Genomic DNA, 12924 nt, shown 5'->3' with positions numbered 1-12924 from the left:
GAGTCTGCTGACCGCCACCCTATTCTACCGTCAGCACGATCTTGCCCTGGATGCCGCCACGGGCGGCGCGCTCATGGGCGGCGGACGCGTCGGCGAGCGGGAACACGCTGTCCAGGACGACGCGGATGGTGCCGTCATCGAGCAGACTGGCCGCTTGCGCCAGTTGCGCGCCGCTCGATCGCACCTGCGTCGTCGAGACCGTGATCCCCAGCCTTTCGGCCTCCTCACGCCCGCCAAAGCCCAGCGGATAGACCGGGAACAAGGCGCCGCCCCGCTTCAGCGTGCGGAGGAAGCGGGCACTGGCGGCACCGCCGACGGCATCGAGGACAAGATCCACATCATGCGCAACCTCATGCGCGGCGGTTTTGGTGTGGTCGATGAACCGATCGGCGCCGAGTTCACGCAGCAGTTCCTCATGCTTGCCCGATGCCACCGCGATGACGCTGGCGCCCCGCCATTTCGCAAGCTGCACGGCCAGATGGCCCACACCCCCGCCGGCGCCGTTGACGAGAACCGTTTTCCCGTGGAGCGGCACCGGTTCATGCCGGTAAGACTGGAAAGGGTTCGGCTCGTCATGGCCCAGCTCGATCAGGAACTGCCAGGCGGTGAGCAGCGACATCGGTGCGCCGGCCGCGTGGAGATGGTCGATGCCGGCCGGCTTCCGCGCCAGTTGCGATGCCGGAACGCTGACATATTCGGCATAGGCCTTGCCGCCCTCCATGACGTCCTGGGGAAAGCGCACCAGCGCATAGACCTCGTCGCCGACGCCGCCCTCCTCCACCCCGGCGGCGACCGCCTCGACGGTGCCGGATATGTCCGATCCCAGGATGAGCGGAAAACTGGGATGCGGCCGCCACTCCGGAGGAAGCGACCGGTAGCCGTCCCGGAGATACCAATCCGGGGGATTGAGGCCGATCGCCCGGACACGGACCAGAACCTCGCCCGGTGCCGGACCGGGGCGCGGCGCATCCTCATACCGCAGCACCTCCGGGCCACCGAAGGCATGCAGCCGGACCGCCTTCATCATCGTCTCGCTCATGATCTCTTTCCTCCTGGCGTTCAACACCGACAGGAAAGCTAACCCACCGTACTTTGGTTGATAATCGCGGTCATTTTCGTTTTAGTAGTTCCATGAAGGAACAAGTGACTCTCGAACGGCTGACCGGCCTGATCGCCTTCGCCCGCGTCGGGTCGCTGGGCAGCTTCACCGCGGCCGCCCGCTCCTTGTCGGTCTCTCCCTCGGCGGTCAGCAAGAGCATCCAGCGGCTGGAGCAGACCCTCGGCCTGTCGCTGATCTCCCGCACCACGCGGTCGCTGACGCTGACGCCGGAGGGGCGCGAGCTGTACGAGCGCGCGCTTCGGCTGCTGCGCGAAGCCGATGAGATCGAACAGGTGGCGAAGGCCGCAAGCTCGGAACCGTCGGGCCCCCTGCGGGTCGCCGCGTCCCTGCCGATCGGCATCCACATGATCGCGCCGGCACTTCCGGAATTTCGGCGGATTTACCCGAGGGTCACCATCGACCTGCGCCTGAACGACCAGTTCGTCGATATCGTCGAGGCCGGAATCGACATCGCGGTGCGGATCGGCGAGCTCGCGGACTCCCGGCTATTATCCTGCCGGCTCGCGCCTCATCGGCTCTGCTGCTTCGCCTCGCCGGCCTATCTGGCGGCACGCGGGACACCCGCCCATCCGGACGATCTGGCGCGGCACGAAACCATAAGTCTCCGCTTTCAAAGCAGCGGCCTGCCTTTCCGCTGGCCTTTCAATCTCGGCAATCGCGAAATCGAGCTCCTGCCGCCGCCCGGCATCATCGTGGATGCGAGCGAAGCGCTGATCGCGATTCTGATCGCCGGCGGCGGTATCGGCATCGGCGCCGACTTCATCGCGGCACCCCACATCGCCCGGGGCGAGCTGGTGCCGGTTCTGTCCGACTATGCCGTAGAGCGCCACACCATCACCGCGGTATGGCCGGAAAGCCGTCGCGCCAATCCCGCTGTCCGGGCTTTTCTGGCCCATTTGCAGAGGTCGTTTCGAAACAGGCCGGACCGCTGACATTTCTTCCCATGAGGTCGGTATAAAATTGCCGATAGGCGGCAATAAATTCCCGGCCCACCCTCTCCAGTAGCCCATGGGCCTCCCCCGCCTTGGCGGCGAATCCCCCGAAATTCATCGAGGAAGATCCACAACTGAAGATTGGCACACTCATTGCTTGAAAACTGCGGAGATGAGAGGCACGGGAGCAGCAAATGAGCATGTCCAGCGTGGGGGCCTACACCGGCATCACGGCTCCGGCATACAACCGGCAAATGGCCGGGCGAACCGGCCCGCAAACCGACCAGGGTGTTCCCTCCTCCTTCGCCGACACCATGGCCACCACCAGCAGGAAATCTGACCAGCGCGCGGAGGCCGCCGCGAGCAAGCCCGATTTCACCCATATGACGCACAAGGGCCTGTTCGACTGGATGAACGCCAAGATCCGCAGCGGCGAGATGTCGTTCGACGAAAGCACGGCCTATGTCAGCATGAGCGTCAGCAACATCGCCGGCAGCGACGAGCTGACCATCGACGACAAGACGCAGGTTGATTTCATGAAAAGAACGGAGGACGGCATGGACTGGGCGCGGAAGCTCGGCAATGCCGATCTGTACAAGCGGCTGTCGACCGCGTTGAAGGCGATGCAGAGCTATCAGGGCAAGCCCGACGGCCTGTCGCTGAAGGCCTGACCACCAGCGGCTTACCACCGAAAGCCCTGGCATGACCAAACACGTGCCGGAATGGCGGCGTGCCTTGCCCCTCCGCACCGGTTGCGGGAGCGATCCGGCGGCCCATCCGCTTCCCACGGAAGACAGCCCGCCGCCGCCTTGCTACAGTCCTTGTCCCTCGGACCTGTCCCGACCGGCTTGATCCGCTAGACAGACCCGGACCAGAGCCCCAAACCAGCGATCCAAACCAGCGATCCAAACCAGAGACCCAAACCAGAGACAAGGCACATGGACAAAGGCACGCCCAAGGCCATCCGGCTTCAGGACTATCGCCCGCCGGCGCATCTGATCGACACCGTCGATCTGTTCGTCGAGCTGGGCGAGGATGTCACCATCGTCCGCGCGGTGCTGGCCATTCGCCGCAATCCCGACCGCCCCGATGCCGCGACGGAGCCGCTGTCGCTCGACGGGCAGAGGCTGGATCTGGTGTCGGTCGCGCTGGACGGCCGGATTCTGGGACCGGACGACTATACCGTCACCCCCGATCACCTGATCGTGCCGGAGGTGCCGGAAAGCTACAAGCTGGAGACCGTCGTCCGCATCAAGCCGCAGGAGAACACCGCGCTTGAGGGACTCTACAAATCCTCCGGAAACTTCTGCACCCAGTGCGAAGCCGAGGGATTCCGCAAGATCACCTATTTCATCGACCGGCCGGACGTGATGGCGCGCTACAGCACCACCATCACCGCCGACAAGGCGCGCTATCCGGTGCTGCTGTCCAACGGCAACCTTGCCGAGTCCGGCGATCTCCCCGGAGATTCGGAGAACGGGCGCCATTGGGCGCGCTGGGAGGACCCCTTCCCCAAGCCCTGCTATCTGTTCGCGCTGGTCGCCGGCAGCCTCGTCCATGGCGAGGACCGCTTCCGCACCGCCTCGGGCCGCGACGTCACGCTGCGCATCTATGTGGAGCCGGGGAACGAGGACAAGATCGATCACGCCATGCGCTCGCTGGTCAAGTCGATGCGCTGGGACGAGGAGGTCTATGGCCTGGAATATGACCTCGACATCTTCAACATCGTCGCGGTCGGCGATTTCAACATGGGGGCGATGGAAAACAAGTCGCTCAACATCTTCAACACCAAATACATCCTGGCGAAGCCGGAAACGGCGACCGACACCGACTTCCTCAATATCGAGGCGGTGGTCGCCCATGAATATTTCCACAACTGGACCGGCAACCGCGTCACCTGCCGCGACTGGTTCCAGCTGTCGCTGAAGGAAGGGCTGACCGTCTTCCGCGACCAGGAATTCTCGGCCGACATGCATTCCCGCGCGGTGAAGCGGATCGGCGACGTCCAGGGGCTGCGCACCGTGCAGTTCCAGGAGGATGCCGGCGCCATGGCCCATCCGGTGCGGCCGGACAGCTATGTCGAGATCAACAACTTCTACACCCCCACCATCTACAACAAGGGTGCGGAAGTCATCCGCATGATCCATACCCTGCTCGGGGCGGAAAACTACCGCAAGGGCATCGACCTCTATTTCCAGCGCCATGACGGACAGGCGGTGACCTGCGACGATTTCGTCGCCGCCATGGCCGATGCCAGCGGCGTCGATCTGACCCAGTTCCAGCTGTGGTACCGGCAGGCCGGCACGCCGGAGCTCGACATCACCGGCAGCCATGACCCGGCGGCCAAGACCTTCACCCTGACGGTGAAGCAGACGGTGCCGCCGACGCCGGGCCAGCCGGTCAAGCAGCCGATGCATATCCCGCTGGTGATCGGCCTGCTCGGTCCCGACGGGCGGGACCTGCCGCTGCGCCTGGAGGGCGAGGAAACGGCGGAGGGCACCAGCCGCATCCTGCACATCACCGCCGAAAGCCAGAGCTTCACCTTCGGCGACATACCGGCGCGGCCGGTGCCGTCGCTGCTGCGCGGCTTCTCCGCCCCGGTCAGGCTGAAAACCGACCTGACCGACGCCGACCTGACCTTCCTGATGGCGCATGACAGCGACGCCTTCAACCGATGGGAGGCCGGGCAAATTCTGGGGACCCGCATCCTGCTCGGCCTCGTCGCCGACAGCCAGTCCGGCCGCGATCTGGTTCTGCCGGACGGCTATGCCGACGCCTTCGCCCGGATCCTGGAGGATGCGGAGCGCGATCCCGCCTTCGCCGCCCAGGCGCTGGTACTGCCGACGGAGGCCTATCTCGGCACCCAGATGGCGGTGGTCGATCCCGACGCCATCCATGCGGCGCGGGAATTCGCGCGCCGGACGCTGGCCGGGCGCCTGCGCGCGCGCTTCCTCGACCTCTACCGCCGCAATGGCGGCGGGAATGGCGGCCAGGAGCCCTTCTCCGTCGAAGCGGCGGCCATCGGCAAGCGGGCGCTGAAGAACCTGTGCCTCGCCTATCTGACGGCGCTGGAGGATGCCGAGGCGCTGGAGCTGTGCCTGGCCCAGTACCGCACCGCGCAAGGCATGACCGACGAGATCGCCGCCCTACAGTTCCTGTCCAGCAGCGCGTCGCCGGACGGCGAAACGGCGCTGGCCGACTTCTACGAGCGCTGGAAGGGCGAGGCGCTGGTCGTCGACAAGTGGTTCGGCGTGCAGGCGATGTCACCCCGCGCCGACACGCTGGCCCGCGTCACCGCCCTGCTCGGCCATCCGGCTTTCGAGATCCGGAACCCGAACAAGGTCTATTCGCTGATCGGCGGCTTCGCCAACGGCAACCCGGTCCGCTTCCATGACGCCGGTGGAGCCGGATACCGCTTCCTCGCCGATCAGGTTCTGCGCCTGGATCCGATGAATCCGCAGGTTGCGGCCCGCCTGATGGGGCCCTTCTCCCGCCTGCGGCGCTATAACGCGGCCCGTCAGGGACTGATGAAAGCCGAATTGCAACGGATCGTCGCCACGCCGGGCCTGTCGCCGGACGTCTACGAGGTGGCCAGCAAGAGCCTGGCCGCCGCCGGCTGAGACTCGGAACCAAAGGACGCCTCGGAACCAAAGAACTATGCACAAAAGCAAGGGGCCGGTGGCTTTACCACCGGCCCCTTTCGCCGTCCGTCCCTCCCCGGCCGCCGGACCGGGGAATCGCGGTCTTACTTCTGCTCGGCCAGGAAAGCGATCAGGTCGGCGCGCTTGGTGTCGTCCTTCAGGCCGGCGAAGGCCATGGTGCCGCCGGGAACGATTTCCTTCGGCGCCTTGATGTAGGCGTCCAGGTTCTCGGCGGTCCAGACATGGCCGCTGGCCCCCTTCTCCTTCATCGGGGCGGAATATTTGAAGCCCTCGATCGAGGCGGCCGGACGGCCGACGATGCCGAACAGCGACGGGCCGACCTTGTTCTTGCCCTGCTCGGCGGTGTGGCAGGCCATGCAGACCTTGAAGACCTCCTTGCCGGCGGCGGCATCGGCCGCCTGAGCGGCACCGGCACCCGTCACGACCGCGGCGACGGCGGCAACGCCCATCAACAGTTTCTTCATTCTTCGGCTTCCCTTCCGATGGATCCACCGGCCGACGGCGCCGACCGGAATCGCGCGGCAGCATACACATTCCGAAAGGGTGTCAAACCCCCTTGATGCAGCCGTACGACCAATGGACAGTTTGCCACGCTAACTCGTCAAGGCAAGCGACGCGAGCAGAGCGACAACCACGAGTAGCGCCGCCCACGGCACGTAGAAATTGCCACTTCCGGCCCTTTTGCCTTGGCCGTCCTGGAGATGGCGGGCCGGCACGGCGGTGGGGTCGACGATGGCGGGGGCTTCCTCGGCAGCGGCCGCCTCGGCGGGAGCCGGGCCGACGATCTGGGTGAAGCGGGCGAAGAAATCCTCCGCCATCTTGCGGGCGGTGGCGTCGACCAGCCGGGAACCGATCTGCGCCAGCTTGCCGCCGACCTGGGCCTTGGCGGTGTAGGTCAGCACCGTGGCACCGCCATCGTCGGACAGCGACACGGTGGCGCCACCCTTGCCGAAGCCGGCCACCCCGCCCGATCCCTCGCCGGAGATGGTATAGCCATTGGGCGGGTCGAGATCCGACAAGGTGACCTTGCCGGTGAATTTGGCGCTGACCGGGCCGACCTTGGCGACGACCTTGGCGGTCATCTCGGTGTCGGACTGCCGGACCACCTCCTCGCAGCCGGGGATGCACTGGCGCAGGATCTCCGGATCGTTCAGCGCCGCCCACACCGCCTCGCGGCTGGCCTCGATCCGTTGGCTTCCGCTCATATCCATGGTTCGTGGTTCCTCCAACCCAATGGCAACCCTGATGCGCCCTTTTGCGGACGTCGGTGCCCCGGTCGCGGCCAGGGCTTCGCTCGAGAATACGGGATCACCGGGTGCCGCGACAGCCCCGCGACCTCATATCAAAGTCTTACTTCCACGCTCCCTCACCCGCGCGGGGCCATGCAGGTGCTGACGATCGGCGTGCAGGCCGACAGCGACACGCCGGCCGGATAGCTGACCTGTTCCACCGTGCCGCGCGGGCCGATGACCATCGTCGCCTCGCAGCCGCCCGACGTGCCGCCGCCGACCGGCACCCCGAGGCCGAGGCCGAGCCCCACCCCGCCACCGCCGAAGCTGCCGGCCCCGATGCCGATGCTGCTGCCGGGGCTGTAGGCCACGGTGGGATGCGCGACATAGCTGTAATATTCGCGGCCGGCGGCCGTGGCCTGCCGGTCCGGAACACCGGCGCAGGCCAGCAGATCGGCCTTGGACATGCCCACCATGGCGGTCTGGGCGCGGCGCGCGATCTCCGGATCGGGACCGGTGGCGCAACCGGCGAGGAAGGCGGCCGTGCCGCCCAGAAGGATCATCGCGACACCTGCGGCCCTTGCCTTACCCATGTCTCGTACTCCGCCAGAAAATCGTGTCATCGCCGGGTTCTTCTCAACCGGTTGATATGGTGCTGAAACCCCGCCGGGCCCTCCCGCGTTCCCCGAAGGAGGCGGCACGGCCCGGAAGTGACGGGCGGGCTCCGATTTGCTAGGAGTCCGGCCACCTGTCCATACCAGCATATCGGAACCACCGACACCATGGCCGAGCTTACGCCACCCTCGCCGCCGTCCTCCACCTCCCTTCCGGTCACGGTGCATCTGGCGCTGGGCGGCAACATGGGCGACCGCGCCGCCAACCTCGCCGAAGCGATCCGCCGGCTGGGCGAGGCGGTGGAGATCGACGCGCGATCCGCCCTGTACGAGACGGCGGCGATGTATGTGACCGACCAGCCCGCCTTCCTGAACATGGCGGTGCGTGGCACCACCCGCCTGAAACCCGCGGCCCTGCTGCGCTTCCTCAAGAGGATCGAGACGACGCTGGGCCGGGATCTCGGCGGCCTGCGCTTCGGCCCCCGCCCCATCGACATCGACATCCTGCTCTATGCCGACCGGGTCGTCGCCGAGCCGGATCTGGAGATCCCGCATCCCCGGATGGCCGAGCGCGCCTTCGTCCTCTGCCCGCTGGCCGACATCGCCGCCGACCTCGTCCATCCGGTGCTGAACCGGCGGATCGCCACGCTGCGCGACGAGGTGCCTGGTCTTGAGACCGTCGTCCGCATCGCCGAGGCGCTTTGAGAGGGGCTCCGGTGCCCGGAGGCCTTGATGGCGAGTGCGGTGGCGTGCGGCCGCCGCACCGCTTATAGTGCCGGCCTGAACGCAACGCCGGCGCCCGTTCGCCGGCCGGGAGAGTCTGTTGTCGGACGATAGCGCAAATCGGACCATGCTGGTCCAGCCGGGCGGCGAGCCGCTCGCCTACACCATTCTGGTTCGCGGTTTCACCGCCGCCGTGGCGGTCGCCGGCCGCGCCGACCGGGCGGACGTCCGCTTCGACCTGACGCTGACCGTAACCCATCCCGGCCCCGGCTTTCCCGACGATATCGCCGCGGTGATGTCTTACGAGGATATTGTCGAAGACTTGCGCCGTCTTTGTGGCGAATCCAATGTACCGGGGGCCGATTACTTGGCCGACCGTGCCGCGGCCCTCTGCCTGTCGCATGCGAAGGTGCGCCGGGTCCAGGTCGACGTCACGATTCCCGCCGCCGAATCGGGCGGCCCAACGGCCGGAGCCAGCCTGACCCGCGCGCGACCGCCGCAGGCGTGATCCGGCGCGCTCCACGAAGCGCCCGGATACAGCATTACACAAAGATATAGCGCCTGTTGACAAAAGGACGGGTGACAATACCACCTCGTCTGAGCTATGGTCGCCATATTGTATTTTTAACCCACAATCCGGACCAAAGGGGGTATATCCCCGGCGGCGATCCGGATACCGAAAGCCGAGACGAGCGCGCAGCAGGGATTAGGCCAATCGCCATTGCCGGCTTCGACCGTCAGCCGCTCCCCCTTCCGGGACGGCAACGGCCCCCGGAAGCCGGACACAAAGGGAGGGACGCATGGACCGCAACACGACGCCGACCCTTTCCGAACTGCTTGAAGATCCGATCGTGATCGCCGTGATGGCACGCGACGGGATCAGTCCCGACAGCGTCCAGAAACTTTTCGAACGCCTTCGCCGGAACCGCCGCGTACAGGAAAGCCGGCTTGCCGCCTGACCTGCGGACATCCTGATCAGGGCGTCGCACCCGATCAACGAGTCGCTTAAGACCCGATCAGGCCATTTCGGCTGAAACCCCTTGCAGAAGCGCCGCCGTCCTTCCCGACGGCGGCGCTTCGCGATTCAGGGGCGCGACTGGGGAGAGAGGCGCCTCAGCCCTCCAGAACATCCCGCACGACCCGCATCACCTCCGCCGGGGTGAAGGGCTTGCGGAGGGTCCGGTGCGCGCCCAGCGCTTCGGCCACCGGCAATACGTCGAGCGAAGCCCGGACGCCGCCCCCGGAGATGGCGATGATCTTCGGCGACGGGGCGCCGCGACGCAGCTCCATGATCGTCGCCAGCCCCTCCTGGTTCGGCATGAAAATGTCGGTAATGACGAGGTCCACCGGGCTGCCGGGCGGACGGTCACGGAAACGCTCCAGCCCCTCCACCCCGTCACGGGCTCCCACCGTCTCGTGTCCGGCCATCGTCAGCATGCGGAGCAGGACCGCGCGGGCGACGTCGTCGTCGTCGATGATCAGCACGCTGGCCAAGCCATCCCTCCCAGTCCCATTCCGCCGGCCCTCATTCCGCCGGCCCTCATTCCGCTGGATGGGGCGCGCCATGCGCCTGCCCCGCCTCCATGGCGTCATCCCGCATCGGCGCCTTGCGGGCAAGATAGCTGTAGACCGTCGGCACCACGAACAGGGTCAGCAGCGTGCCCAGCGTCATGCCGCCGACGATGACGGCGCCGATGGCCTGCCGGCTTTCCGCCCCCGCCCCTTCTGCGTAGGCCAGCGGCACGGCCCCCAGCACCATGGCGCCGGTGGTCATCAGGATCGGGCGCAGGCGCAATACCGCGGCCTCCTCCACCGCCTTGCGGATGTCGGTGCCGGCGCGCTGGAGCTGGTTGGCGAACTCGACGATCAGGATGCCGTGCTTGGTGATCAGGCCGACCAGGGTGACGAGGCCGATCTGGCTGTAGACGTTCATCGTGCCGCCGCTCATCTGCAAGGCCGCCAGCGCGCCGGTCATTGACAGCGGCACCGTCAGCATGATGACGAAGGGATCGATGAAGCTCTCGAACTGGGCGGCCAGCACCAGATAGATGAAGGCCAGCGCCAGGATGAAGACGAAATAGAGCCCCGTCGCCGATTCGCGGAACTCGCGGCTCTGCCCGGCATAGTCGGTCTGGGCGGTGGCCGGCAACACCTTGTTCGCCGCCGCCTGCATCACCGCCAGCGCCTCGCCCAGCGAGGTTCCCGGCGCCAGTGTCGCGGTGATGGTGGCGGAGCGCAGCTTGTTGAAATGGTTCAGCTCCTTCGGCGCCACCCGCTCCTCGACCTTCACCAGATTGGCGAGCGAGATCATCTGGCCGGCTCCGCCCGTCGCGCCGATGCCGCCACGCACATAGATGCCGGCGATGTCGTCCGGGTTGCGGCGGTCGATGTTGGCGACCTGGACGATCACGTCATATTGCTTGCCGTCCTTCTTGAAGCGCGTCACCTGCCTTCCGCCCAGCAGGGTTTCCAGCGTACGGCCGACGGTGTCGACATCCACCCCCAGATCAGCCGCCTTGTCGCGGTCGAGCGACACGCGCAGTTCCGGCTTGTTCAGCTTCAGGTCGGTGTCGAGGTTGGTCAGGCCGGGAAAGCCGCGCGCCTCCGCCATCATGGCGTTGACCATCGCCTGCAACTCCTCGAAGGGCAGCGAGGTCTGGATGACGAAGTTGACCGGCTTGTCGATCGGGCTCTGGCCCAGCGAGGGCGGGTTGGTGACGAAGCCGAGGATGCCGGGGATGCCGAACATCTTCGGGAACAGCTGGGCGGTGATCGCCTGCTGCTTGACGCTGCGCTCGTCCCAGTCGATCAGGCGGACGAAGGCGATGCCCTGGTTCACCACCGGGAAGCCGACGACGACGAAGAACTTCTCCAGCACCGGGATCTGGCGGAACAGCGCCTCCATCCGCTGGGCATAGCCCATGGTGTAGTCGAGCGTGGAGCCTTCCGGCGCGATGGCGATGCCGACGATGGTGCCGCGATCCTCGACCGGCGACAGCTCCGACTTCAACCCGGTGAACAGGAAATAGCTGGCGGCGGCGACGCCAAGCCCGATCAGCAGCACCAGCGGCCGCGTTCGCAGCGACAGACGCAACAGCCGGCGGTAGCCGTAGGTCATCCCCTCCAGCAGCCGTTCGATGGCGCGGTAGAGCAGGCCATGCTTCGCCTCGTGCTTCAACAGCTTGGAGCACATCATCGGCGACAGGGTCAGCGCCACGAAGCCCGACACGATGACGGCACCGGCCAGCGTCAGGGCGAATTCGGTGAACAGCCGCCCGGTGCGGCCGGTCATGAAGCCGATGGGGGCATAGACCGCCGCCAGCGTGATGGTCATGGCGATGACGGCGAAGCCGATCTCGCGCGATCCCTTCAACGCCGCCTGAAAGGGGCTCATCCCTTCCTCGACATAGCGGAAGATGTTCTCCAGCATGACGATGGCATCATCGACGACGAGACCGATGGCCAGCACCATCGACAGCAGGGTCAGCGTGTTGATGGAGAAGCCGAAGGCGTACATCAGGGCGAAGCCGCCGATCAGCGACACCGGGATGGTCACCAGCGGTACCAGCGTCGCCCGCAGCGAGCGCAGGAAGAAGAAGATCACCAGCACGACCAGCACGATCGCCTCGAAGATCGTATGGAACACCGCGTCGATCGACTTGGCGATGAAGACCGAACTGTCGTAAGCGACATCCACCCCCATGCCCTCGGGCAGGGCGGCGCGGATCCTGGGCAGCGCGTCGTTGACCGCCTTCGACACGTCGAGCGGGTTGGCGGTGGACTGCTTCACCACGCCGATGGCGACGGCGCCGCGGCCGTTGAAACGGGCGCTGACCCGCTCGTCGAGCGCCCCCAGCTCCGCCCGGCCGACATCGCGCAGCCGCACCAGATATCCAGAATCGTCGCGCAGGATGATCGCCTCGAACTCCGCCGGGGTGCGCAGGTCGGTCTCCGACACCACGGTGAATTCGCGCGCCACGCTCTCCACCCGGCCCGCCGGAATCTCGACATTCTGCCGGCGCAGCGCGGTCTCGACGTCCTGCGGCGTCACCCTGTAGGCCGCCATCCGCTGCGGGTCGAGCCACAGCCGCATGGCGAAGCGGCGCTCGCCGAAAATGCGGACCTGGGCGACGCCGGGCAGATTCTGCAAGCGGTCCTTGACGTAGCGGTCGGCGAAGTCGGTCACCTCCAGCGGCGAATGCCGGTCGGAGGAGAAGGCGAGATAGATGATCGGCTGGGCGTCGGCCTCGACCTTGGCGATCACCGGTTCGTCGATCTCCGACGGCAGGGCGGCGCGGACCCGCCCCACCCGGTCGCGCACGTCGCTGGCGGCGACATCGACATTGCGGTCCAGGCGGAAACGCAGGGTGATCTGCGACTTCTCCGCCCGGCTGATCGAGGACATCACGTCGATGCCCTCGATGCCGGCCAGGCTGTCCTCCAGCGTCTGGGTCACCTGGCTTTCTATGATCTGGGCCGAGGCACCCTTGTAGGTCGTCTCCACCGTGACGACCGGCTCGTCGATCCTGGGATATTCACGCACCGACAGGCGCTGGTACGACACGATGCCGATCAGCATCAAAGCGAGGCTCATCACCGTCGCCAGGACGGGACGGCGGACGGAAATGTCGGAGAGGACCATGG

12 protein-coding genes are annotated in these 12924 nt (G+C 66.5%); 6 read left to right on the top strand and 6 right to left on the bottom strand.

Translation table 11 applies throughout. The features are described from left to right. Window positions 1-19: 19 nt before the first annotated feature. Window positions 20-1039, bottom strand: a complete 1020-nt coding sequence (locus AZL_RS17725) for an NADP-dependent oxidoreductase (protein WP_012975869.1) — start codon at window positions 1037-1039, stop codon at window positions 20-22. Window positions 1040-1131: 92 nt separating this feature from the next. Here AZL_RS17725 and AZL_RS17720 point away from each other — a divergent pair, with 92 nt between their 5' ends. The 3 genes from AZL_RS17720 (at window position 1132) to pepN (ending at window position 5672) form a co-directional block, all read left to right on the top strand. Next, window positions 1132-2052: a LysR family transcriptional regulator gene (locus AZL_RS17720; RefSeq protein WP_012975868.1), complete on the top strand. Its 921-nt coding sequence runs from the start codon at window positions 1132-1134 to the stop codon at window positions 2050-2052. A gap of 194 nt (window positions 2053-2246) precedes the next feature. Next, window positions 2247-2723 carry a hypothetical protein gene (locus AZL_RS17715; protein ID WP_012975867.1) on the top strand — a complete coding sequence of 159 codons (477 nt, stop codon included), beginning with the start codon at window positions 2247-2249 and terminating at the stop codon, window positions 2721-2723. Between the two features lie 267 nt (window positions 2724-2990). Then, a complete protein-coding gene (gene pepN / locus AZL_RS17710; protein WP_012975866.1) occupies window positions 2991-5672 on the top strand; it encodes an aminopeptidase N in 2682 nt (893 codons plus the stop codon). A gap of 125 nt (window positions 5673-5797) precedes the next feature. Here the strand turns inward: pepN and AZL_RS17705 are convergent, their stop codons facing one another. From AZL_RS17705 to AZL_RS17695, 3 genes are all read right to left on the bottom strand, one after another. Then, window positions 5798-6178, bottom strand: coding sequence for a c-type cytochrome (locus AZL_RS17705; RefSeq protein WP_012975865.1), 381 nt, complete (start codon window positions 6176-6178; stop codon window positions 5798-5800). Window positions 6179-6307: 129 nt separating this feature from the next. Then, a complete protein-coding gene (locus AZL_RS17700; RefSeq protein ID WP_012975864.1) occupies window positions 6308-6925 on the bottom strand; it encodes an SRPBCC family protein in 618 nt (205 codons plus the stop codon). Window positions 6926-7080: 155 nt separating this feature from the next. Continuing rightward, window positions 7081-7536: a hypothetical protein gene (locus AZL_RS17695; RefSeq protein ID WP_042444168.1), complete on the bottom strand. Its 456-nt coding sequence runs from the start codon at window positions 7534-7536 to the stop codon at window positions 7081-7083. Window positions 7537-7725: 189 nt separating this feature from the next. Here AZL_RS17695 and folK point away from each other — a divergent pair, with 189 nt between their 5' ends. The 3 genes from folK to AZL_RS36615 all read left to right on the top strand — a co-directional run bounded on the left by folK (window position 7726) and on the right by AZL_RS36615 (window position 9239). After that, window positions 7726-8262, top strand: a complete 537-nt coding sequence (gene folK, locus AZL_RS17690) for a 2-amino-4-hydroxy-6-hydroxymethyldihydropteridine diphosphokinase (RefSeq protein WP_042444166.1) — start codon at window positions 7726-7728, stop codon at window positions 8260-8262. A gap of 118 nt (window positions 8263-8380) precedes the next feature. Then, on the top strand, window positions 8381-8788 hold the full coding sequence (locus tag AZL_RS17685; RefSeq protein ID WP_148219467.1) for a hypothetical protein: 408 nt from the start codon (window positions 8381-8383) through the stop codon (window positions 8786-8788). A gap of 292 nt (window positions 8789-9080) precedes the next feature. Beyond that, window positions 9081-9239 (top strand): hypothetical protein, encoded by a 159-nt coding sequence (locus AZL_RS36615; protein WP_173380505.1) that lies wholly within the window; start codon window positions 9081-9083, stop codon window positions 9237-9239. Window positions 9240-9393: 154 nt separating this feature from the next. Here AZL_RS36615 and AZL_RS17680 read toward each other — a convergent pair whose 3' ends face one another. Both AZL_RS17680 and AZL_RS17675 read right to left on the bottom strand, forming a co-directional pair. After that, window positions 9394-9765: a response regulator gene (locus AZL_RS17680; protein ID WP_012975861.1), complete on the bottom strand. Its 372-nt coding sequence runs from the start codon at window positions 9763-9765 to the stop codon at window positions 9394-9396. Between the two features lie 55 nt (window positions 9766-9820). Further along, window positions 9821-12922, bottom strand: a complete 3102-nt coding sequence (locus tag AZL_RS17675) for an efflux RND transporter permease subunit (RefSeq protein ID WP_012975860.1) — start codon at window positions 12920-12922, stop codon at window positions 9821-9823. Between the last annotated feature and the right edge of the window lie 2 nt (window positions 12923-12924).

Source organism: Azospirillum sp. B510 (assembly GCF_000010725.1).
GTDB classification, from domain to species: Bacteria; Pseudomonadota; Alphaproteobacteria; order Azospirillales; family Azospirillaceae; genus Azospirillum; species Azospirillum lipoferum_B.
This window is presented reverse-complemented; position numbering and strand designations above follow the sequence as displayed.